The 21,642-nt window shown below is 61.7% G+C and carries 21 protein-coding genes; 9 read left to right on the forward strand and 12 right to left on the reverse strand.

Translation table 11 applies throughout. The features are described from left to right. Positions 1 to 75: 75 nt before the first annotated feature. From QRN54_RS05790 to urtA, 8 genes are all read right to left on the reverse strand, one after another. The gene (locus QRN54_RS05790; protein ID WP_285181727.1) at positions 76 to 1,329 is read right to left on the reverse strand and encodes an MFS transporter; all 1,254 of its coding nucleotides are present in this window, start codon (positions 1,327 to 1,329) and stop codon (positions 76 to 78) included. Between the two features lie 9 nt (positions 1,330 to 1,338). Then, positions 1,339 to 2,328: an LLM class flavin-dependent oxidoreductase gene (locus tag QRN54_RS05795; RefSeq protein WP_285181728.1), complete on the reverse strand. Its 990-nt coding sequence runs from the start codon at positions 2,326 to 2,328 to the stop codon at positions 1,339 to 1,341. 136 nt (positions 2,329 to 2,464) lie between these two features. Continuing rightward, positions 2,465 to 3,154, reverse strand: a complete 690-nt coding sequence (locus tag QRN54_RS05800) for a GntR family transcriptional regulator (protein WP_063314792.1) — start codon at positions 3,152 to 3,154, stop codon at positions 2,465 to 2,467. 1 nt (position 3,155) lies between these two features. Further along, positions 3,156 to 3,848: an urea ABC transporter ATP-binding subunit UrtE gene (urtE, locus tag QRN54_RS05805; RefSeq protein WP_003941544.1), complete on the reverse strand. Its 693-nt coding sequence runs from the start codon at positions 3,846 to 3,848 to the stop codon at positions 3,156 to 3,158. 3 nt (positions 3,849 to 3,851) lie between these two features. Further along, positions 3,852 to 4,688, reverse strand: coding sequence for an urea ABC transporter ATP-binding protein UrtD (gene urtD / locus QRN54_RS05810; protein WP_285181729.1), 837 nt, complete (start codon positions 4,686 to 4,688; stop codon positions 3,852 to 3,854). Further along, entirely contained in the window at positions 4,685 to 5,791 is a 1,107-nt protein-coding gene (gene urtC, locus QRN54_RS05815; RefSeq protein WP_007735392.1) for an urea ABC transporter permease subunit UrtC, read from the reverse strand. The genes urtD and urtC overlap by 4 nt, the downstream gene beginning before the upstream one ends. After that, positions 5,788 to 6,672, reverse strand: a complete 885-nt coding sequence (urtB, locus tag QRN54_RS05820; RefSeq protein ID WP_042452920.1) for an urea ABC transporter permease subunit UrtB — start codon at positions 6,670 to 6,672, stop codon at positions 5,788 to 5,790. The genes urtC and urtB overlap by 4 nt, the downstream gene beginning before the upstream one ends. A 54-nt stretch (positions 6,673 to 6,726) precedes the next feature. Further along, complete coding sequence (gene urtA / locus QRN54_RS05825; RefSeq protein ID WP_019744446.1) at positions 6,727 to 7,983, reverse strand: urea ABC transporter substrate-binding protein; 1,257 nt, start codon at positions 7,981 to 7,983, stop codon at positions 6,727 to 6,729. A 267-nt stretch (positions 7,984 to 8,250) separates the two neighbouring features. Between urtA and QRN54_RS05830 the strand changes: the two genes are divergently transcribed. From QRN54_RS05830 to QRN54_RS05870, 9 genes are all read left to right on the forward strand, one after another. Then, positions 8,251 to 8,991 (forward strand): TetR/AcrR family transcriptional regulator, encoded by a 741-nt coding sequence (locus QRN54_RS05830; protein WP_003941474.1) that lies wholly within the window; start codon positions 8,251 to 8,253, stop codon positions 8,989 to 8,991. A gap of 126 nt (positions 8,992 to 9,117) precedes the next feature. Further along, entirely contained in the window at positions 9,118 to 10,302 is a 1,185-nt protein-coding gene (locus tag QRN54_RS05835) for an ABC transporter substrate-binding protein (protein ID WP_042452925.1), read from the forward strand. A gap of 15 nt (positions 10,303 to 10,317) precedes the next feature. After that, entirely contained in the window at positions 10,318 to 11,193 is an 876-nt protein-coding gene (locus QRN54_RS05840) for a branched-chain amino acid ABC transporter permease (RefSeq protein ID WP_285181730.1), read from the forward strand. Beyond that, a complete protein-coding gene (locus QRN54_RS05845) occupies positions 11,193 to 12,221 on the forward strand; it encodes a branched-chain amino acid ABC transporter permease (RefSeq protein ID WP_285181731.1) in 1,029 nt (342 codons plus the stop codon). Before QRN54_RS05840 ends, QRN54_RS05845 begins: the two co-directional genes overlap by 1 nt. Beyond that, positions 12,218 to 12,991 carry an ABC transporter ATP-binding protein gene (locus tag QRN54_RS05850; RefSeq protein ID WP_007735383.1) on the forward strand — a complete coding sequence of 258 codons (774 nt, stop codon included), beginning with the start codon at positions 12,218 to 12,220 and terminating at the stop codon, positions 12,989 to 12,991. The genes QRN54_RS05845 and QRN54_RS05850 overlap by 4 nt, the downstream gene beginning before the upstream one ends. Position 12,992: 1 nt before the next feature. Next, positions 12,993 to 13,697, forward strand: a complete 705-nt coding sequence (locus QRN54_RS05855; protein ID WP_285181732.1) for an ABC transporter ATP-binding protein — start codon at positions 12,993 to 12,995, stop codon at positions 13,695 to 13,697. Between the two features lie 9 nt (positions 13,698 to 13,706). Then, positions 13,707 to 15,347 carry a class I adenylate-forming enzyme family protein gene (locus QRN54_RS05860; protein WP_285181733.1) on the forward strand — a complete coding sequence of 547 codons (1,641 nt, stop codon included), beginning with the start codon at positions 13,707 to 13,709 and terminating at the stop codon, positions 15,345 to 15,347. 68 nt (positions 15,348 to 15,415) lie between these two features. Next, the gene (locus QRN54_RS05865; protein WP_285181734.1) at positions 15,416 to 16,435 is read left to right on the forward strand and encodes an alpha/beta hydrolase; all 1,020 of its coding nucleotides are present in this window, start codon (positions 15,416 to 15,418) and stop codon (positions 16,433 to 16,435) included. 131 nt (positions 16,436 to 16,566) lie between these two features. Next, on the forward strand, positions 16,567 to 17,589 hold the full coding sequence (locus QRN54_RS05870) for an alpha/beta hydrolase (protein WP_285181735.1): 1,023 nt from the start codon (positions 16,567 to 16,569) through the stop codon (positions 17,587 to 17,589). 5 nt (positions 17,590 to 17,594) lie between these two features. On the opposite strand, the gene ramB is transcribed toward QRN54_RS05870, so the two are convergent. The 4 genes from ramB to QRN54_RS05890 form a co-directional block, all read right to left on the reverse strand. Continuing rightward, positions 17,595 to 19,007: an acetate metabolism transcriptional regulator RamB gene (gene ramB / locus QRN54_RS05875; protein ID WP_003941547.1), complete on the reverse strand. Its 1,413-nt coding sequence runs from the start codon at positions 19,005 to 19,007 to the stop codon at positions 17,595 to 17,597. Between the two features lie 125 nt (positions 19,008 to 19,132). Beyond that, the gene (fmdA, locus tag QRN54_RS05880) at positions 19,133 to 20,392 is read right to left on the reverse strand and encodes a formamidase (RefSeq protein ID WP_042923284.1); all 1,260 of its coding nucleotides are present in this window, start codon (positions 20,390 to 20,392) and stop codon (positions 19,133 to 19,135) included. 94 nt (positions 20,393 to 20,486) lie between these two features. Further along, a complete protein-coding gene (locus tag QRN54_RS05885; RefSeq protein ID WP_037129638.1) occupies positions 20,487 to 20,774 on the reverse strand; it encodes an FmdB family zinc ribbon protein in 288 nt (95 codons plus the stop codon). A gap of 79 nt (positions 20,775 to 20,853) precedes the next feature. After that, the gene (locus QRN54_RS05890; RefSeq protein WP_223304378.1) at positions 20,854 to 21,477 is read right to left on the reverse strand and encodes a serine/threonine protein kinase; all 624 of its coding nucleotides are present in this window, start codon (positions 21,475 to 21,477) and stop codon (positions 20,854 to 20,856) included. Between the last annotated feature and the right edge of the window lie 165 nt (positions 21,478 to 21,642).

A 21,642-nucleotide genomic window follows, 5' to 3' on the forward strand; every position in this document is an offset into this window, starting at 1 on the left:
CCTTCTGGTCCTCCGACGCTAACACCGCCGGGTAGCTGCGACTGCAAGTACCGCCAACTCCGTCCGAATGGACGCTCAGACCGATGCGACCTCGAGACGCGGATGTGACGCGGAAGCCTGGGTCGACCGCAATCGACGGAATCGGACCACGGCAACGACGGCGGCAACAGCGGCGAGGATCACCAACGGCAGCGACGGACCCATCGTGGGTTCGATGACAACCAGTAGCACCGGCAGTCCGAATCCGAGATAGGTGCCGACGTAGAAGATCCCGGTCAGGGCGCCCCGCGAGGCCGGGGGAGCCAGCGACTCGAGGTCGAGCAGTCCCTCACGCAGACACAGTCCGTAGGCCGTACCGAGGACGAGCGCGCAGACGATGAACAACCCGAGCGCGGGGTGCGCGCCGCCGACTGCGACCAGGCAGTATCCGAGTGCCGCCAGTGCGGCGCCTGTCGTGCCGGCCTGAGGACCCCAATTGCGATGGCGCGCAGCGGTTTGAACCAGGATTCCAGCACCCAGAGTCAGCGCCGCCGCGAAACCCGGAAGGAGAGGACCTGAGTAGCGGTCCCCGAGCCTGGCCGTCATGGTCACGAAAGACACTGTTGCGCTGGCGAACACCCATGGAGCCAACGGAAGTGCCCAGAGCAGCGCATTTGCGACGGAGCGCTCCGCGCCGTCTGGCGCATTTGCGACGAAGCGCTCCGCGCCGTCTGGCGCATTTGCGACGGAGCGCTCCGCGCCGTCTGGGACGGGTGTGATGGTCGCGGCTTCTACGGGAACAGGTGTACGACTCCACACAGCTGCCGCGGTAACCGAACCCACCGACAAGACGGCCGAGACGACAAAGGGCGTAGCGAGTGGGAAGGCGGCAAATTGTGCCAACAGACCCGAAAACAGTGGTCCCAGTGCAAAACCCGAGGTGAGTACTACGCCCGCCATCACGGTTCCGGACTTGCCGCGAAGGTCAGCCGCCCACGCGGTGCCGGCGCCGATTGCCAGACCGGCACCGATACCGACAACGAGGCGCCCGACCATGAGCCCGGGCGCGTCGTGCCAGAGAAGAAGAATCAAGGTTCCGAGCGAGGCTATGAGCGCTCCGGGCAGGACGACTACAGCTCGGCCGACGCGATCCGACAGTGCTCCACCGGTCAACAGGCCGGGTAGGAGTCCGAGCGCGTAGATACCGAAAACACCGTCGAGCACGGTATGCGAAAGGCCCTCGTCCACCCGGAGAACCGGGATGAGCGAAGCAAAGTGGTTGGCGGCCCAACCCGTCGAAAGTAGAACTGCCAGTACCGAGATGAACCCGCGACGGGATGGATCGCCCATACCGGCAGCTTAGGCGGGTACCAGATCGCTCACGTCGGCGAGGAGTTCGAACGTGCGCAACCAAGCCTCGCGGTTGGTGCCGGTCGACACCGTGATCAGCTCGTCGGCCTGTGCATGCTCGGTGAACTCGTCGAGGTAGGCGCGGACCTCCGTGGGCGTGCCGATGGCGCTGTACTTGGTCATCTGCAGAACCTGCTGACCCGCGGGGGAGTCGAGCAGCATGTCCGCTTCGTCGTCCGTGAACTTGCGTCCGCGTCCGAGAAGAAGGCTGGCGCGCGAACGCTTGGCCGCGAGGAAGTCCTGCTGAGCCTGCTCATGGGTGTCGGCGGCGATGACGTTGACGCCCGCGATGACGTACGGCTCCGCCAACTGCTCCGACGGCTTGAACTCGCGTCGATAGATCGCGACGGCGTCGCGCAGGGCGTTGGGGGCGAAGTGCGAGGCAAATGCATACGGCAGGCCGAGCATCGCGGCGAGCTTGGCTCCGAACAGTGACGATCCGAGAATGTAGAGCGGAACGTGAGTGCCCTTACCGGGAACGGCATTGATTCCGGGGACGCGCGAAGTGTCGCCGAGGTAGCCCTGAAGCTCGAGTACGTCCTGCGGGAAGCTGTCCGAAGAACTCGGGTCGCGTCGCAAAGCCTGCATGGTCTTCTGATCACTACCGGGCGCGCGACCGAGACCGAGATCGATGCGACCCGGGTGCAGAGTCTCAAGGGTGCCGAACTGCTCGGCGATCGTCAGCGGCGCGTGGTTGGGCAGCATGATTCCACCGGCGCCGAGGCGGATTTTGCTGGTGTGCGCGGCGACGTGGCTGATCAGAACGCTGGTGGCCGAAGACGCGATGGAACCCATGTTGTGGTGCTCGGCATACCAGATTCGCTTGTAACCCCACTGCTCGGCGCGCTGCGCCAAGGTCACGCTGGCGTCGAAGCTGTCTTTGGCGGTTTCGTTGTCGCCGATGTGGGCGAGATCGAGGATGGAAAGTGGGACGGCCATGAATGTGGTGCCTTTCTCAGCGAATAGAACGCAAGCGTCGTTGTGAGGTGCAACCGCTGTGAGTCCATTCCTATTTCCGAGAGCCTTCCCACGCTGAGCAAGTGCGATTTTCGGAGGGGCGGTGACTCCCGCTCGATCAGTTCCGCACAGCGTTGGCCATGGCGGCCAACGAGAGGGCCTGCCGAGCGCGGTCGAGGACAACCGCACGAGAGATGTCGATGTGCGACACCAGTGCCTCGTGTGCTTGCGGAATCTTGCCGTCCAGCACCAGTTCGACGACGGAGATATGTTCCTCCACGGTGGCCTTCATACGGTCGGGAGTCAGGTAGTCGAACATCCGCACGGGGCGCAGCTTCGAGTTGACGGCCTGCAAGGCGTCGACCAACGCGTGGTTTCCGGACGAGGCGAGGAGCGCGATGTGGAACTCCTCGTCGAGCGTCACGAAGCCGGCGTCCGGTACCGGCATCTGTTTGAGAAATGTGTACCACTTGTCGAGTTCGGAACCGAGCGCGTCTCGATCATGAGCGGGGGCCTCACCGTCTAGTACCCGCCGAAGCCCGTGCACTTCGAGGAGTATGCGCAGCTCGTAGAGGCCACCCAACTCGTCGAGGTGCGGTCGGTACGGAAAGAGTCCATGTTCGTCGCGCTCGACCAGCCCGTCGGATTCCAACTTCGCGAGCGCTTCGCGCACCGGTGTTCGCGAGACACCGTAGAGATGAGCCAACCGTTCTTCGCCGAGTCGTTCGGATGGCGCGATCTGACCCGACATCAGATCGTTCCGGATCGACCGATAGACCTGCTCGCGCAGCGGCGGGCGCACACTCATGTCAGATTGCCATCGCTCGACGAACCGCCTCGGTGGACGTGGTGCCGCCCTCACCGGTCGAGGTCACGTGTCCCGCCGCGAGAATGCTGTAATGCTGCGCAGATTGGAGCGCGAAACCGATGTGCTGCTCTACGAGGAGGACACCGAGATCGCCGCGTTCGGTGAGTTCCATGACGGTCCTTTCGATTTCGGCGACCACGTTGGGTTGAATGCCCTCGGTCGGCTCGTCCAGAATGAGGATCTTGGGCTCGGTGATCAGGGCGCGAGCGATGGCAAGCTGTTGTCGCTGCCCACCGGAGAGAAGTCCCGCGCGACGGTCGAGGAGCGTGGTGAGTGCGGGAAACAGATCCAATGCCTCTGCGATGAGTGCCTTTCCGCGTTTGCGCCCGTCGGCGACCACCCGAAGATTCTCGGCAGTTGTCAGTTGTCCGAACGACTGCTGGCCCTGGGGTACGTAGGCAAGTCCGCGAGCGACGCGGGCGCTCGGCCGTAGACCGGTGATGTCCTCACCGTTCAGAAGTACCTTTCCCCGTGTAGGTTTGATCAGACCGACGGCGGCGCGCAGCAAGGTGGTTTTACCCGCACCGTTGTGACCCATGACTGCCGCAACTCCGTCGCTGGGAACCAGCAGGGATACGCCGTGGATCACTTCGGTGCGTCCGTAGCCGGCGCGGATGTCGACGAGCTCGAGCATGATTCAGTCCTCCGGGGTCGGTTCGGTGTCGGCGCCGAGATCGGTTCCGGCAGCGGCTGTGCCGAGGTAGACCTCTTGCACCTTGGGGTCGGCTTGGACCTCCGCCACAGTTCCTTCGGCAAGCACTTTCCCAGCGGCGAGCACTGTGACGGACGTGGCGAAGGATCGCATGAAGTCCATGTCGTGCTCGACTACGACGACGGTTCGCGCACCGCCGATGCGCCGCAGAAGGTTCCCGGTCTCCTCGCGCTCCTCGAGGCTCATGCCTGCGACGGGCTCGTCGAGCAGGAGCACGGAACAGTTCTGTACCAACAACATTCCGATTTCGAGCCACTGCTTCTGTCCGTGCGCCAGAATGCCTGCGGCGGTGTCCCTGAGGTGCTCCAACCCGGTTGTCTCCAGCGCCTCTTCGATCTCGGGAAGCACACCTTTGCGTTTTCTGAGCAGGTTCCACGGTGATCGGGCGGCTCCGGCCGCGATGTCGAGATTCTGCAGCACCGAGAGCTCTTCGAAGACGCTTGCCGTCTGGAAGGTTCGCCCGACGCCGAGGCGGGCGATCTTGTGAACCTTCTTGCCGAGCAGTTGCTCGCCGGACTTCGTGATGGAACCCGTCGCGGGAACGAGTCCGGTGATGGCGTCGACCAACGTTGTCTTTCCAGCCCCGTTCGGGCCGATGAGAAACCTCAGGTCGCCCTGCATGAGGGTCAAGTCGACGCCGTCGACGGCCTTGAAACCGTCGAAGCTGACCGAAAGATTCCGTACTTCGAGGTACTCGGACGACATTCCGGCGTTGCCACCCAGTGCCGGTGTGGGTTCGCTGGTGGCGGTTGTGTTGGTCATGACGACACCTCCACTGGTTCGGGTTGGGAGACCTTGACCGGCGGGTCGGCCGGGGTCTCACGCTTCTTGCGGTGGCGCATCAGGGCGAACAATCCGGCCACACCTGCCGGGAAGAACCCGACCACGACGATGAACATCAACCCTTGTGCGTAGATCCATCCCGAAGGGAGTTTCTCCGAGAATGTCGACTGCGCCCACGCGACGCCGATCGCACCGAGTACCGGACCCAGAAGCGTTGCGCGGCCACCGATCGCGACCCCGATGAGAAAGGCGATTGACGGAACGATCCCGACGTCGGCGGGGGAGATGATGCCCACGATCGGAACGAACAGCGCACCGGCGATACCGGCGAGGAACGCCGCGGTCACGTAGGCGACCAGTTTGATGTTCGCCGGATCGTATCCGAGGAAACGTACGCGCTCCTCTTGATCGCGGACGGCGACGAGGAGTTCGCCGTATCGGGAGTTCATCAGCTGGCGAATCAGAGCGACCGATGCGAGAAGAACTCCGGCGGCGATGAAGAACAACATCTGCTTGTTCGCCGGATCGTTGAGGTTGAAACCGAAGAACGTGCGAAAGCGGTTGAGGCCGTTGCTGCCACCGATCGACTGCTGGCCGATCAAGAGGATCGCGAAAGCCGCGGCGAGTGCTTGCGAGAGGATCGCGAAGTACGCGCCCTTGACTCTCCGCTTGAACACACCGAGTCCGAGGAGAAAGGCAACAGCGGCCGGCAGGAAAAGGATGGCGAAGATCGCCACGAATGGCGAGGCGAACGGTTGCCAGTATCCCGGCAGTTCGGTCTTGCCGGCGATGGACATGAAGTCCGGGACCGCGTCGCCCTTGAGTTCGGCATCGGCGATCTTGAGGTGCATCGCCATCACATATGCGCCGATCCCGAAGAACACCCCCTGGCCGAGCGTGAGCATTCCGCCTCTGCCCCAAGCCAAACCGATACCGACAGCGACTATGGCGAAGCACAGGAATTTGGCCAACAGTGACAGCCTGAAGTCCGAGAGCACAGCCGGAGCGACGGCGAACAGCACGATCGCGGCAAGTGCGAAACCGCCCCACACCCGAATTCGGGAATTGTTCAGGATGCTCATACGAGGCTCCTCGTCTTGACTGCGAACAGGCCCTGCGGCCGAACTTGAAGGAAGACGACGATGATGACGAACACGATCACCTTCGCGATCGACGCTGTCGTCGAGTACTCGATGAACGAGTTCAAGATGCCGAGGGCGAAGGCTGCGATCACGGCTCCCTTCATCTGACCGAGACCGCCGACGACAACAACCAGGAAGGCGTCGATCAGATAGGACTGGCCGATGGTCGGGCTGGTGGAACCGATGAGCGTCAACGCGACACCCGCGACGCCGGCGAGCCCGGAACCGAGGAAGAAGGTCGTGATGTCCGTACGACGAGAGGAGATTCCGCTCGTCTCGGCCAGATCGCGATTCTGGACGACCGCCCGGATGCGTCTACCCATCGACGACTGCTTCAGTGCGACCGAAAGTGCGATCACCGCTGCGATCGCCAACACCAGAATGAAGATGCGGGTTTTCGGCACCACGGCGCCGAAAATATCGACCCCGCCCGAAAGCCAGCTCGGCGCCGAAACATTGACTGCCGGCGCGCCGAAGATGTCGCGCGCCAACTGCTGAAGGATCAATCCGACGCCGAATGTCACCAACAGCGTGTCGAGGGGTCGGTGGTACATCCGCGATACCAGGACCACTTCGAGCACGACACCCATCAGTCCGCCGACGATGAAACCGACGAGCAGAGAAATGATCAACGATCCCGTTGCATTCGAGATCACCTGCTGAACTACGTATGCGGTGTACGAGCCGGCCATGATGAACTCGCCGTGTGCCATGTTGATGACACCCATCTGCCCGAACGTGAGAGACAACCCCAACGCTGCCAACAGGAGAATCGATCCGATACTCAAACCCGTGAACAGCTGCCCGATCACAACATCCATGACAGACGCTCCACCTCTCTACTCGTCGATTCCGTCAATTCCGCCTTTTGTCGATCAGCTACCGAGCCCCTCAGCCCAGGGGTAGTTCTTCAGGTACGGATCCGGCTCGATCGGCTGTCCCGAATCCCAGACCGTGTAGATCAGTCCGTCGGAACGGATTTCGCCGATCCGGGCAGTCTTGGTGATGTGGTGGTTGTCGCCGTCGATGGTGACGAGTCCTTCGGGCGCCTGGAAGGTCACACCGTCGGCGTTGTCCTGAATATCCTTGACCGCAAACGAGTTGGCCTTCTCGACGGTGTTCTTCCAGAGGTAGACGGAGGTGTATGCCGCTTCCATCGGATCGGACGTGGGCTTGTCCTGGCCGAACTTCGCCTTGTACGCCTCGACGAACTTCTTGTTCTCGGGGGAGTCGATGGTCTGGTAGTAGTTCCACGCCGTCAGCTGGCCTTCGACGTTCTGGACTCCGATACCGCCGACCTCTTCCTCCGCAATGGAGACGGAGACGACGGGCATGTCGGCGGGCTTCAGGCCGACATTCGAGTATTCACGGAAGAACGCAACGTTGGAATCGCCGTTGAGTGTGTTGAACACGGCATCGGCGTCGGCTGTGCGGACCTTGTTCACGATGGTGGAGAAGTCGGTCGAACCCAGAGGCGTGTAATCCTCGCCCTTGATCTCGATGCCGTTCGCTGCCGCGTACGCCTTGATGATGCGGTTGGCGGTCTGCGGGAACACGTAGTCGCTGCCGACCAGATACAGCGACTTGACGCCCTTCTCCTTCAGGTAATCCAGAGCCGGGATGATCTGCTGGTTGGTCGTTGCGCCCGTGTAGAAGATGTTCTTCGAATCTTCCAGTCCCTCGTACTGGACCGGGTAGTAGAGCAAAGAGTTGTTGTCCTCGAACACGGGCAGCATGGCCTTGCGGCTCGAGGAGGTCCAGCCACCGAAAACTGCTGCGACGCAATCGCTGCTGATCAGTTTCTCGGCCTTCTCGGCGAACACTGTCGGCTCCGACGCGCCGTCCTCTGCCACGATCTGGATCTTCTTACCCAGTACACCGCCGGAATCGTTGATCTCCTGCACCGCCAACGAGATGGAGTCGCGGACCGTCACTTCACTGATGGCCATGGTGCCCGAGAGTGAATTCAGGGAACCGACCTTGATCGTGTCCCCCGAGGTGTCGACGCACGACGTAGCCGTCGAATCTCCCGATGCGGTGTCTGTTGCCTTGCTTCCGCAGCCGGTGAGAACCAAGCCCAGCGCGGCGAGAGCGGCCGGCGCGGCAAGGGTGCGCTTCGAGAAGGTTCGCATGTACGGGCCTTTCGTGTCGATGGCTCTGGCAGACAATGGCTCTGACAGATCTGTATCCGGAGTGCGTATACAACGCTGTATTCGTCGAGTGCACAGAGTAGGTGGAAGTTGTTGCGGTGGAATGACTGTCGGTGACAAGTGTGTGTCCGGTGTTTCGATTGGGTGTCCAGGACCTCACACCGCAGGTCAGCGAGGGTGCGGTGTTAGCATCGACGAGAAATTGATCAAGCACTCGCTTGACGATCGGAACGTCGGAAGGATCTTCTCGTGCGCTCGACCCGACGGGACGAAATACTCGCTCATGCGGCCAAGCTGTTCAGTGAGCGGGGGATCGCCGCGACGACGGTGCGAGACATCGCCGACGAAGTCGGGATCCTCTCCGGCAGCCTCTATCACTACTTCGACTCCAAGGATGCGATAGCCAACGAGATCGTCGTCCGGTTCCTCGAAGATCTCAACGTCCGGTACGAGGACTCGATCGAACCGGAAGGTTCGGCTCGAAATCGCCTGGCCACGATGGTGTCGGTCTCTTTTGCCTCGGCGGTGGATCACCCGTATGCCACGGAGGTCTATCAGGGAGAAGCCATACTTTCGTCGCAACCGGCGGACGCGCCCATCACCATCCTGGTTCAGAAGGCACACAGCTACTGGCGATCGGCTATCGCTCGCGGAATTGCCGACGCGGAGTTTCGGGAAGACATCGATCCCGAACAGTTTCACCGTCTCCTGCGTGAATCCGTCTGGTCCACCGTCGCGCAGTATCGCCCGCAGCTTTCCGAATTGGCCGAAGATCTGCAGCGCAATCTGATTTCGGTTTTCCTGGACGGCTTTGCCGCACGTTCCGTCGACGGCGAGCCGGTGGCACGCATTGCGCGGCGCACGGCGAAGAAGGAAGCGCAGACCGAATCTCCCGACTCGGACCTTGCCGAACTCCGCTCTGATGTCGACGAATTGAAGTCCGTCATTCGCGAACTCAGCTCGTCGATCCGGCAGCTGCAGAAGCCGTAACACCGCAGTTCCTGCGCGTGTAGTTCGGATTTTGACTATCAGTGTGACCCAGTGCATACTTCTGTCCACACTCGTAAATCAAGCGCTTGTTTGATCTACCAAGCACAGTTTGGACGGGAGTTCGATGTGAGACTCGGAAAGGCGATCGCCGTCTGCGCGGCAGTGGTCCTCGGGGCGAGCGCGTGCGCATCTGCCGGTGTCATTCCCGAAGACACCATCGTCATCGGTCTGGACGAGGACTCCACCGGGCCCGGTGCGTCGTACAGCACGATCGCCGGCAAGACGGTGCGGATGACCGTCGACCTGATCAACCAGGCGGGCGGAATCAACGGTAAGCAAGTCGAATTGGTTGTCGAGAACGACGAGAGCAGTCCCACCAAGACCCCGTCGATCATTCGGAAGTTGGTCGATCACGGGTCCAGTGCGGTCATCCTCGCCACGGGCAGCGGGTCGGTGCTGCAGGCCAAGTCGATTCTCCAGCAGTCGAAGATTCCTGCGATAGCTCCGGTCGTTCTCAGCGACGCCTTTGCCTCGGCGCCCGACAACGACTTCTCGTTCATGATTCCGAACTCGTTGAAGCAGTACGCCCAGGTGTACTGCGGGGCTTTCGAGAAGATGGGGTATAAGTCCCTGGGAATTCTCGGTGACGCGAGTGCGTCCATCGACGGAATCATCAAGACCCTGCGGCCGGCGCTCGAGAAGTGCGCGAGAGTGACGGGCGTCGAAAAGGCGCCGGTCGATGCCGCGGACATCACCGCACAGGTCTCACGTCTCGCGGAAACCGAACCGGACGCGATTCTGGTCGCCAGTATCGGCGGGCACTTCGAAATCCTCGCGCACAACACCTTGTCGAAGGTCACCCCGCAGACGCAACGCTTCTCACTCGCTTCCATCGGAAACCAGCCCGCATCTTGGGCTTTGGCGGACCCGAAGGCGTTGAGCGGCATGGTGTACATGGGCTCGCTCAGTGAGAACAACCCGAGAACCGCCGAACTGCGTCGCAAGGTGCAGGCGGTGAAGGGGCCTGATTATCAACTGACCGCCTACGACGCACAGGCGTACGACGCCGTCATGATGTTGGCCGAGGCAATCGAAATTGCCGGCGACCACCGAGATCGGACGGCCGTTCGTGATGCTCTTCAACAGGTTTCGGCACTTCCCGCCAGCTTCGGCCAGGACGGATTGACACTGTCGTTTTCTTCCCAGGATCACCTGGCTCCGGACAGCCTCTGCGGACTGGTGCTCGTCGAATTCGGTGAGGACAACAAGCCGGCCCATCCGTGGGATTCCTACCAACCCCCGTGCGGATAACCGAGGAGCCTTGACATGACAGACGCACAACTGTGGCTCGCAGCCATCGAGATCGGTGCATTCTTCTCACTGATAGCCCTCGGAATGTATCTCGTGGTGGTCGGCGCCGATTTCTTCAACTTTGCGATGGGCCCGTACGCGATGGCTGCGGCCATGGCGTCGAGTTGGGTCGCGATCAATTACGGGCTCGCTCTCTGGATTGCCATGCCGCTGGGGATCGCGGTAGCGGTGGCGCTGTCGATCCTGACGGAAAAGCTTGTGGTCAAACAGGTTCAGAAGCGTTCGGGTCGTGGGGAACTACCGGCGTTGGTGGCGGTGACCGCAGTACTGTTCGGGATCCAGCAGCTCGCCGGCACGGTCTTCGGCCGAACACCACTTCCCGGACAGAAGATCTTCGACTTCGATCCGATATCGGTGCTCGGTGCCACCGTCGACAGTTCGACCGTTGTACTCGTCGTCGGAACTGCCGTGATCTTCGTCGGTATCGGACTGTGGCTGAACCGGTCCACCTCGGGCCGTCTGCTTCGCGCCGTCGGCGACAATCCGGATGCCGCCCGAGTCCTGGGCTTGCTGGTGGATCGGGTACGCCTCATCGCGTTCACCCTCGCGGGTGTGATCGCCGCCGTCGCCGGACTTCTGTTCGCTCCCAAGGCCGGTGTTCAGTTCACGAGCGGTCTGTCCTGGACGCTGACGGCATTCATCGCACTCGTCATCGGTGGTACCGGCCGGAGTTGGGCTCCGCTGATCGGCGGAATGGTGTTGGGCGTCGTCCAGGTATTCGCCCCGTACTACTTCGGTGCGAGTGCTGCGCAAACCGCGATTCTGCTGATTGCCCTGGTGTTCTTCGCTTTCCGTCCGGAAGGCTTGCTCTCGAGGAAGGTTCGCGTCTGATGGCCTCGCTTTCTACCAGTCCGCTGACGTCAAATCCGCCCACTACATCCGGCCGTTCCCGGACGAGGATGCTCGCCCTGTCACGAGAAGCGCTGATCACCGTGGTCGTGGTTGCTGCCGTGCTGCTGTGGATGGGGCCGAGTCTGTACCGGCAGGATCTGGTGTTCCTCGCTGCGACGTATTCGCTGATCGCACTCGGCATGTACGTGCCATTCGTGCTCGCGGGATCACTGTCGATGGCGTACAGCGCGTATGCGGCGATCGGCGCGTATGCCGTTGCGCTGATCTCGGTTCGGACCGGGTTGTCGATGTGGTGGGGATGGATTCTCGGCGCCCTCGCCGCTGCAGCGGTTGCAGTACTCCTCAGCTTGGCAACGCAGAAACTCTCCGGCTTCTACCTTGCCGCGGTGACCTTGTTGTTCGGTATCGCTTTCGAGCACTGGTTGATCGACGGGCCGAGTTTCACCGGCGGATCGGCCGGGATCTCGGGCGTCGAGACTGTGACGATGTTCGGCTGGGTGCCACTGCGCTACGCATTGGTCGTGTTCGCGATCTTGTTCGTGTGTCTGATCGCGGTCGCTGTCGATCGACTCCGGAAATCGGTGTGGGGGCTGATGTTGCAAGCTGCCCGCGACAATCGTAATGTCGCACGGTCTTCCGGCGTCAATCCTGCGCACCTGACCGTTGTGGCGCTGGCGATCGGTGCCGCGATCGCGTCGACCGGCGGATCGCTGTTCACCGTGTCGGTGCAAGCTGTCACTCCTGAAACCTTCACTCTCAGTATTGTTTTCCTTGCGATCTTCATGCCGATCATCGGCGGTCGCAGTTCGGCGTGGGGTGCTCCGCTCGGTGCATTGATCGTGGTGATCGTGACGCTGAACATGCCCGGGTACCAGGGAAGTGGCGAACTCCTGCTTGCCGGAGCCGTCCTGGTGATCCTCATCGTCGCGCCTGGTGGGGTGATCGGGTGGAGTCAGAACGTTCTGGGTCGAATGAACCGTCTGTACAAGGAGCGTGGCAATCGATGACTCGGCTACTCGAAGTGAGCGGGCTCCACAAGTCCTACGGCGGCGTCCGCGCTGTCGACGATGTCTCGTTCAGCGTCGGACCGGGAGAGGTGATCGGCCTGGTCGGCCCGAACGGGGCAGGCAAGACCACACTGGTGGACTGCATCTTCGGCACACAGCAAGCAGACTCCGGAACCGTCGCGCTCGCCGGTGCTCCCTTGACCGGGCCGTCGGAGCGCCGTGCACGGCAAGGGCTCTCGCGCACGTTTCAACATCCGCAGCTCGCGGCGGAACTCGACGCCGTCGACAACATCATCCCGGGACTGTACGGGCACAAGATCACCTCACCTCTGCACTCGCTGTGGTGGGCGATCAAAGGACCTTTCGAGAACTGGGACCGGACAGCACAGCGGGCCCGAGAGATTGCTGCGCGATACTCGGTCACCGACGTCGAGAGTGCTTGCGGGGATCTCAGTTTGGGCGCGCAGCGTCTGGTCGAGGTGGCGCGGGCGATGGCGACCGAACCCGAAGTCCTCCTGTTGGACGAACCGTTTGCCGGTGCGGATCACGACGGCATCGCTGCCATCTCCGGTGCCGTGCGATCGATTGCCGCGCAGGGCAAGGGAGTAGTCCTGGTCGATCACAACGTCGATCTCATCGCGGCGCTCGCCACCAAGATCGTGCTGCTCAATTTCGGATCAGTGGCGTTCTACGGACCACCGCAGGAGTGCTTGGCCAGCGACGCGATGCGAGAAGTCTATTTCGGTTCCGAATACGAGGAAGGCGCCTGACATGCTCGAACTCGACAGAGTCACAGTTCGATACGGATCCGCTGTCGCCGTCCGGGAAGTCTCCCTTGTCGCCCCCGCCGGTGAAGTGACAGCGATCGTCGGGCCGAACGGTGCGGGCAAGACCAGCTTGGCGGGATCCATCTACGGCTCGGTTCCCGCCACCGGGACAATCAAATTCGATGGTCGAGAGATCCAGAAATTATCGGCACTGGATCGTGTCCGCAGCGGATTTGCCTACGTTCCCCAAGGCAGGCAACTGTTCATGCGAATGTCCGTTCGCGAGAACCTACGCGTCGGCGCAGACCTGCTGGGATTGAAAGCCGAAGCCGTGGAAACAGCTTTCGAGAGGTTCCCGATCCTGCGTGAACGCTCGGAGAGTTATGCCGGGGTCCTCAGCGGTGGTGAGCAGCAGATGTTGGTTCTGGGGCGGGCCCTTCTGGAAACCCCGAAGGTGTTGCTCCTCGACGAGATGATGACAGGACTGGCACCGAAAATCGTCGCGGAGCTGCGAGCATTGGTCGGGGGTCTGGCCGCCGAGGGTGTGACCGTCATCGTGACGGAACCGGCACTTACTGCACTGAAATCGGTTGTCGACCGCGGATATGTCATGCAGCGCGGCGAACTCGTCCGCGAATGCGATTCCGCATCCACACTGGACAACGCGTACAAACAATCGATGGGCGTCCTCAGCGCCGACGGGAGATGATCGACGATCATGCTTGAAACGAAGACACTCGACTTCACCGTCGGTGAATTCGCCACGAATCCGGACCGCTTCGCCGGCGTCAGCATCAGCGAAATGGTCAGGCATTGGTCTGAGACCATCCCGGACGAAACCGCCTTTGTCACTCCGGAATCGAGGGTGTCGTGGAAGCAGTACGACGCGGCTGCCGATGCGATCGCGTCGGCGCTGGATCTAGCTGGTGAGGGATACGGACATGTAGCCGTGTTGCTCCCCGACACCGCTGTATTCCATGCGGCTCTCTGCGCAGCATTTCGTACCGGCCGCGTCGCCGTCGGAATCGGTTCGCGCTCGGGCATTCGCGAGATCTCTCATCTGATCGCCCGCTCGGAAGCCTCCGTACTCGTCACCACTCGCACGCTGCGCGGCGTCGATACCGCCGAACTCGTGGCGAGTCTGCGGGCAGAGCATCCCGGACTGGACGTCGTCTTCGCCGACGAACGCGCCGACGTGAGTTTCGAACGCGTGAGCGCAAACGGCGAACTCACCTCGTTGCCGGTCGAGCTAAAGCAGTTCCCCGCAACCAGTCCGTGTTTTGTCACGTCAGCCGTTTCGATGCTGAACTCGACCTCCGGCACAACGGGCCTACCCAAACTGGTCACACAAACCGAGGATCGTTGGGTTGGTTTCTCCGAGATTGCCGCCGAGGCGGCGGCGATCGGTTCGGATGAGGTGTTCCTCGGCGCGGTTCCAGCACCTTTCGGATTCGGCCTCTGGACTTCGCATTTCCTGCCGGCACTACTCGGTGCTCGCAATGTCGTCATGGAACGCTTCGACGTTTCGGTGATGATCGAGTTGATCGAGCGCGAACGGGTGACTGCTTTGAATTGTGTGAGTACACAATTCAAGATGCTGTTGCGTTCGGAGGCCGCGGAATCGGCCGATCTCTCGTCACTTCGTTTCATGTTCACCGGTGGTGAAGCCGTGCCCTATTCGGAGGCGCTGGCATTCGAACAACGTACCGGAGCGGCTGTCCTGCAGTTCTACGGATCGAACGAAACCGGCGCCGTCTCGGTGACGACGGTTTCGGACGATTCCGACACCCGACTGAAGACGTGCGGCCACGTCATCGATCGCATGCAAGTTCGTGTATTCGACGATGCGGCAAAGGAAATGACCGGCTCCATCCGCCGCGGTCAGCCTGGGGTGAACGGACCGCTGATGTGTCAGGGCTATTGGGGGGACACCGATGCGAACGACGAGTTGTTCACCGATGACGGTTGGATGCTTCTCGGCGACATCGTCGAGATCGACGAGACAGGACGGGTGCGTGTGGTCGGGCGCAAAGCCGACATCATCATTCGTGGCGGCAAGAACATCTCCGCGGTCGAAGTCGAGGAGTACGTGCGCGCGCACCCTTCGGTGGAGTTGGTCGCCGTGGTCGGGGTCGACGATCCGCTGTTCGGTGAGAAGGTCTGTGCGGTCGTCGTGTCCGCCGATGACGATCTGAGTTCGGAGGATCTGACCGCCTGGCTGCAGAGCCGAGGAGTGACCCGCGAGTACATACCCGAGTACGTGATGACGGTCGCCGAATTGCCGATGGCGGCAGGCGGCAAAGTAGCCAAGGGTGAAGTCAAGGCACTCGCGCAGAGGCGGATCGCTGAACTCGGCTGATCGCACTTGGCGGTACCGGCTTCGCGTTACGCTGATCCGGACATTGTGCCGAGAGTGAAGGAAACCCGATGACGAACCCTTCACCGCATCGGTGGCGCAGGCGCTTGCTGTGGGCTCTGGCAATTGTGTTCGTTCTCGTCGGAGCCGTGGTTCTGGCCTTCGTTCTGAGCCCGAGACCTGGCGCACTCACCGTGCGATGGGTCTTCGATCGTGATGCCGTGAAAGTCACCGAGGCGCTCGAGAAGCACGCGCCCGAAGGCGTCGACTCGATCAAGGACCAGCAGTACCGCGCCGATGACGACGACGCATACCTGGATGTCTACTTTCCCGCAGCGACGACGACCGCATTGCCTACGGTGATCTGGACTCATGGAGGTGCCTGGATCTCGGGAAGCAAGTCCAACTACGCGCCGTACTACGAGTTGCTGGCCTCTCGTGGCTACACCGTTGTGTCCCTGGACTACTCACTCGGACCCGAGCACTACTATCCGACTGCAGTGCGGCAGCTCAACGACGCTCACGCGTACGTCGTCGCGAATGCGGAACGGCTGCATGTTGATCCGACGACGGTCGTTCTGGCCGGTGATTCTGCGGGAGCGCAACTCTCGAGTCAGCTCGCCACTCTCATCACTGATCCCGCCTATGCGAACCGTGTGGGCGTGGTCCCGTCGCTGCGGCCGGATCAGTTACGTGGAGTAATCCTGAACTGTGGAATCTACGACGTCGGGAACATGGTCGGCGGACCCGGCATCATCGGTTGGGGAGTTGATCGGTCCCTCTGGGCGTATACCGGCGTGCGTGACTTCATGAGTACCGACGCAGCGGATCAGATGTCGACCTTGAACTACGTCACCGATCGATTTCCGCCTGCCTACATCAGCGGCGGCAACGCCGATCCGTTGACGGATTCTCAGTCGAAACCGATGGCTGACAAATTGACCGGGTTGGGAGTTGCGGTCGACACACTGTTCTATCCGGCCGATCACGTTCCGGCGCTCGGTCACGAGTATCAGTTCGATCTGGACAATGCCGACGGTCTCACTGCGCTCGATCGCACGGTTCAGTTTCTCGAGGCTCATACCGGCTAAATGTCGGATTGTGGTGAACCACTGCGAAAATGGTCATTTTGGACAAAGCTCCGCGGGTGCGTTGCCAGGGAATTCTCAACTAGTCCTTTTGGTCTAGCCTGGGTGAATCCGATCCGACCCCAGGAGTTGTTGTGCGCGCGTCTTCCCCCGACAGACGGCGAAGGCGCATTGTCGGAACCGCGGCGGTATTCGTCGTCATTCTGCTGTCCGGGGTAACCGCGGCACTCGTCAGTCCGTGGCCAGGAGTTCTCCTCGTACGGTGGATGTCGGCGGGTGGCTCCGAATCGACTCACGCACAACTCGACAGGCATGCACCGTCAGGAATCGTCTCGATTCTCGATCAGTCGTACCGCGAAGGCGACGACGATGCACAACTCGACGTGTACTACCCGTCGGAGTCCACTTCGGCGCTACCCACGGTGGTCTGGGTGCACGGCGGTGGCTGGATATCAGGATCGAGAACTGATGCCGACGGTTACTACAAACTGTTGGCAAATCAAGGCTTCACTGTGATTTCGGTGGACTACTCACTGGGACCAGATGCGTATTACCCCACCGCAGTGAATCAGCTGAACGACGCGTATCGATTCATCGTGAGCAATGCGGACAGGTTGCATGTCGATTCGACCAACCTCTTTCTTGCGGGAGATTCGGCAGGCGCGCAGTTGTCCAGTCAGTTGGCGACCGTCATGACCAGCCCTGACTACGCGTCGGAAATGGGTGTGGAGCCGGCATTACGTCCCGAGCAGACACGCGGAGTTGTCCTCGACTGTGGGGTCTTCGATCTGAAACCGCTGCTGTCACAGGGGAAGTACTTCGGTTGGGGCGTCGACAAGCAATCGCTGTGGGGGTACCTCGGAACGAGGGACTTCGACGGGTCGACTGCAGTGGGTCAGATGTCGACACTGGGTCATGTGACCTCGGACTTTCCAGCGACGTTCATCACCGGCGGAAATGTCGACCCACTGACCGCCAGCCAGTCGAAACCCATGGCAGAACGGCTCGCCGATCTGGGCGTCGAGGTCGATGCACTGTTCTACCCGGACGATCACGAGCCTGCACTCGACCACGAATATCAGTTCGACCTCGACACCGTGGACGGGATGGTCGCGTTCGATCGCACAGTCGCGTTCCTACGCGACCACGTGCTTTAGCGCGGTCAGCGAATAACGTACGGCGAAATCGAACTCCGGTGCTCGCTGATGTCGAGGTCTTTACCCAACGGAGGGAAGGCACGCTGCGGACAATTGAGGCGTTCGCAGACACGGCAGCCCGAGCCGATCGGCGTTCCCGGATTCGACTCGTCCAGATCCAGACCGTCGCTGTAGACGAGTCGGTGGGCGTGTCGAATCTCGCATCCCAATCCGATGGCGAAGATCTTTGCGGGCTGTCCGTATCGAGCCGCTCGACGTTCGACCGTGCGAGCAACCCAGAGGTATCGGCGGCCGTCGGGCATCTGTGCGATCTGAGGCATGATCTTGCCCGGATACGAGAACGTCTCGTAGACGTTCCACAGCGGACACGTACCGCCGCTGGTGGAGAAGTGGAATCCGGTGGCGGACTGACGCTTCGACATGTTTCCGGCACGATCGACACGCACGAACATGAACGGAACCCCGCGAAGTTTGGGGCGCTGCAGGGTCGAGAGGCGGTGGCAGATCGTCTCGTAGCTCGCGGAATAGAAGGCGGACATGCGCTCGATGTCGTACCGGAAGTCCTCGGCAACCTCGTGAAACTGGCTGTAGGGCAGCACGGTGGCCGCGGCGAAATAGTTGGCCAAACCAAGCTTCGCCAGGGAGACCGACGCTTCGCTGGTGAAGTTGCCCTCGGCCACCAACGAGTCGAGCAGGTCGCCATGCTCGAGGTATGCGAGTTCTGTCGCGAACTTGAAGACCTGTTGCCCGCCGGAGAGTCGTGCGGAAATTTCCAGGACCCTGGTGTCCGGGTCGTAGCGATGAAGTATGTTCTCGCCCAAGTCGACTCGTCGAACGATCTGCACGTCATGGACGGACTCGAGGCGTCTGGCGATCTCGCCGGCGACGTCGCCACGGTGAAAGCGCATCCGGGCAGTGAGTTCTTCGGCCGCGGTGTCGAGATCGTGGATGTAGTTCTGTCGCTGATAGAAGTAGTCGCGCACTTCCTCGTGCGGCATGGTGATCGAACCGCTGCCGCTGCCGTCCGAGAAACGGTCCTCCGTGGCTGCGGCGAGCTGCGCCGTCGTGTTCCGGAAGCGGCGATGCATGTTCACCATCGCCTTGGCCAGGCCCGGGTGGGTGGAGACCATCTCCGCGATTTCGTGGGCGTCGGCGTCGATACCCATCTCCTGATCGAGGGCAACTTCACGCATTTCCGCGATCAGGCGTGTGTCGTCCTGCGGGGAGAAGAAGGTGGTGTCGACACCGAAGACTTCACTGATTCGCAGGAGCACCGGCACGGTGAGTGGCCGGACGTCGTGCTCGATCTGATTGAGATAGCTTGCCGAGATCTCGAGCGTCTTGGCCAGCGAAGCCTGACTCAACCCGCGCTCGGTCCGCAGTTGGCGGAGCCGGACACCGACAAAGGTTTTCGACATTTTCCCAGGATACGAGTGACAGTCCGGCTTCGCAAAGGTGGGTTCGCAGTCTTCGCACAGGGGCTCCGCCCCCGTGAGTGGTTGAGGAGCCTCGGCACTCCCTAACCACTCACGGGGCCGGAGGCCTAGACCCTGTTCTCCGATCGAGGGGCGCCGATTCCGGGATCGATCTGGAACGGCCCGCTCGACGAGGGTGCAAGGGGGAAGTCGAAGATCGCAGTCGGGAGATAGACCGTCGAACACGAGTTGGGGATATCCACGACACCCGACAGGCGGCCCTCGATCGGCGCCGCGCCGAGTAGCAGGTACGCCTGCTCTGGCGCGTACCCGAACTTGGTCAGATACTCGATCGCATGCAGGCACGCACGCTGGTAGGACAGATGTGAATCCAGGTACTTCTGTTCGCCGTCCAACGTGACGGAAGTGCCCGAGAACGCAAGCCACTCGGAATACTGCGGATCCGTGTTGCCCGGCATGAAGATGGCGTTCTCGGAAACGCCGTAGGTATCCATTCCGCCCTTGATGATGTCCACACGAAGATCGATGAAGCCGCCCATCTCGATGGCACCGCAGAAAGTGATCTCACCGTCGCCCTGGGAGAAGTGAAGATCGCCGACCGACAGATTCGCACCGTCCACGAACACCGGATAGAAGATTCGGCTGCCCTTGGTGAGGTTCTTGATGTCCTGGTTTCCGCCGTTCTCACGCGGGGGAGCGGTACGAGCCGCCTCGCCGGCCACGCGTGTGTACTCGTCACCGGTCAAGGTTCCCAGTACTGCATCGCGGGGCTCGGGCGGAAGTGCAAGCGGGGGAACCCGATTGGGATCGGTGGCAATGAGGGCGCCCTCGCGGGCATTCCACTTGGCGAGCAAGGCTGCCGACGGAGCCGTGCCCATGAGTCCCGGGTGGACGATGCCCGTGAACGAGACGTGCGGAATGTGACGCGACGTCGCCGTTTGGCCGGAGAAATCCCAGACGGCTTTGTACGCATCGGGGAACTGTTCGGTGAGGAAGCCGCCGCCGTTGTTCCGAGGGAAGATGCCCGTGTACCCCCAGCCTTGGCCGGCCAACGGACCCGAATCTTCTTGGGGGATAGGCCCGATATCCAAGATGTCGACGATCAAGAGGTCGCCGGGCTTCGCGCCTTCGACGGCAAAGGGGCCGGACAGCGTGTGGACCGTGGTCAGTGGTGCATTGAGAATGTCGTCGGCCGAGTCGTCGTTGTGTATTGCGCCGTCGAACCATTCGCGGCAATGGACACGAAACGCATCACCGGGTTTCACTGTCACCGCCGCTGGGATGTCCGGGTGCCACCGATTGTGGCCGACGATTGCCTGGTCGGTGAATTTCTTGGCGGAATCGAGTGGAAACAGCAGTTCAGGCATATGCACTCCTCATTCTCGAAGAAACGGAAAACTCGTGGCGGCAGGACTTTCGTGTCGGATCGGGCCTCATGGCGAGGACGCGCGGTGAGGACGCTCAGGGGCGAGGTAGCTTGCGGTGCAACGGATTGGACGTCGTCGGGGCAGATTGCCGGCCGCGGCCGGGTAGCGACCCACTGACCACGGCAGGCTCGTGAGCCGATCGAGCAGTGCTGTCCAGTAGACCCATCGCGGCCGACGACGCGTGACTCAACCGGGGAGACGAGACCACCCGCTTGGACTCGAGACTGCACTGGGGGCAAGTAATCGACTGGGGCACTTCGGCCATCGCGAACGACCGCTCGAGCGGGCCGCAGCCGGTACAGCGAAACTCGTACAGAGGCATGCGGTCACGCTATCGGAGGATCCGTAAGTGCGACACTGGAACGACACGCACCGGGTTGTCGATGCCGCAATTGCGCCCGTCAGCGCAAGTACACAACCGCGTTGTCTCCGCCGGTACAGGTGACGATGCCGGAGGTCACCTTGCATGCCATCGTGTACTCCTTGCCGGTCACCGGACTACGTGCGGACACGGTGCTGGATGCACCGGTTGCACCGGAGTTCCCGTAGGCGATCCGAACCGCCTCGGCAAACTCACATGAAGTTTTGCCCCCACTTGTCGCGGACTCCTTGTAACTTCCGGCCGGCTGCCCGCCGGGGCAGGCGGACGCACCGGCCGGGAAGTTCGCGGCGCGTGTGGTCGTCGGGGATGTCGTGCTGGGAGCGGTTGTCGTGGTGCCGGGTGTGTTCGCGGCGCTGATGGTGGTGTGGGCGGCGCCACCGGCGGCCGAGTTGGGGACGTCCTTCGGCCAGAGGACCCAGGCAAGCCCGCCGAAGAGAGCCAACACAGTGATGACTCCGATTACGGATACCGGAATCACCCAGCCGGGCCGACGCGGCGGCGGATTTCCACGTGGCGGTGCAGGCGGGAATCCCTGGGGCGGGGGATACGACTGCGGCGCGGCTCGGTAGCCCAACTGCGGCGGCTGTGGACCGGATTGCGACCATGCCTGGTTGTTCGGTGGCCGCTGATAGTTGTCGGGCACCGCTTTATCGCCCGGTCGGGGGCGTCGAACGACAAGTCATGGTTCGACAGCATATGGCCGGCGAACGGGTTGTCTCCGGCTTTCCCAGGGGTAGATCCCGGAATTGTCCTAGCGAAGGCTGTTGCCGAGGAGTGATTGCGGTCACTCGCGGGTAGTGAAGTTGGC

The organism is Rhodococcus sp. MEB032 (assembly GCF_030208925.1).
GTDB lineage: Bacteria > Actinomycetota > Actinomycetes > Mycobacteriales > Mycobacteriaceae > Rhodococcus_F > Rhodococcus_F qingshengii.

Bases quoted from the DNA above. Each gene is read 5' to 3' on its own strand.
- QRN54_RS05860 (WP_285181733.1), top strand. From the start codon at position 13,707: ATGCTTGAAACGAAGACACTCGACTTCACCGTCGGTGAATTCGCCACG.
- QRN54_RS05850 (WP_007735383.1), top strand. From the start codon at position 12,218: ATGACTCGGCTACTCGAAGTGAGCGGGCTCCACAAGTCCTACGGCGGC.
- urtE (WP_003941544.1), bottom strand. From the start codon at position 3,848: ATGCTCGAGCTCGTCGACATCCGCGCCGGCTACGGACGCACCGAAGTG.
- QRN54_RS05800 (WP_063314792.1), bottom strand. From the start codon at position 3,154: ATGAGTGTGCGCCCGCCGCTGCGCGAGCAGGTCTATCGGTCGATCCGG.
- QRN54_RS05790 (WP_285181727.1), bottom strand. From the start codon at position 1,329: ATGGGCGATCCATCCCGTCGCGGGTTCATCTCGGTACTGGCAGTTCTA.
- QRN54_RS05795 (WP_285181728.1), bottom strand. From the start codon at position 2,328: ATGGCCGTCCCACTTTCCATCCTCGATCTCGCCCACATCGGCGACAAC.
- ramB (WP_003941547.1), bottom strand. From the start codon at position 19,007: ATGTCGAAAACCTTTGTCGGTGTCCGGCTCCGCCAACTGCGGACCGAG.
- fmdA (WP_042923284.1), bottom strand. From the start codon at position 20,392: ATGCCTGAACTGCTGTTTCCACTCGATTCCGCCAAGAAATTCACCGAC.
- urtC (WP_007735392.1), bottom strand. From the start codon at position 5,791: ATGAGCATCCTGAACAATTCCCGAATTCGGGTGTGGGGCGGTTTCGCA.
- QRN54_RS05845 (WP_285181731.1), top strand. From the start codon at position 11,193: ATGGCCTCGCTTTCTACCAGTCCGCTGACGTCAAATCCGCCCACTACA.
- urtB (WP_042452920.1), bottom strand. From the start codon at position 6,672: ATGGATGTTGTGATCGGGCAGCTGTTCACGGGTTTGAGTATCGGATCG.
- QRN54_RS05840 (WP_285181730.1), top strand. From the start codon at position 10,318: ATGACAGACGCACAACTGTGGCTCGCAGCCATCGAGATCGGTGCATTC.
- urtD (WP_285181729.1), bottom strand. From the start codon at position 4,688: ATGACCAACACAACCGCCACCAGCGAACCCACACCGGCACTGGGTGGC.
- QRN54_RS05855 (WP_285181732.1), top strand. From the start codon at position 12,993: ATGCTCGAACTCGACAGAGTCACAGTTCGATACGGATCCGCTGTCGCC.
- urtA (WP_019744446.1), bottom strand. From the start codon at position 7,983: ATGCGAACCTTCTCGAAGCGCACCCTTGCCGCGCCGGCCGCTCTCGCC.
- QRN54_RS05865 (WP_285181734.1), top strand. From the start codon at position 15,416: ATGACGAACCCTTCACCGCATCGGTGGCGCAGGCGCTTGCTGTGGGCT.
- QRN54_RS05885 (WP_037129638.1), bottom strand. From the start codon at position 20,774: ATGCCTCTGTACGAGTTTCGCTGTACCGGCTGCGGCCCGCTCGAGCGG.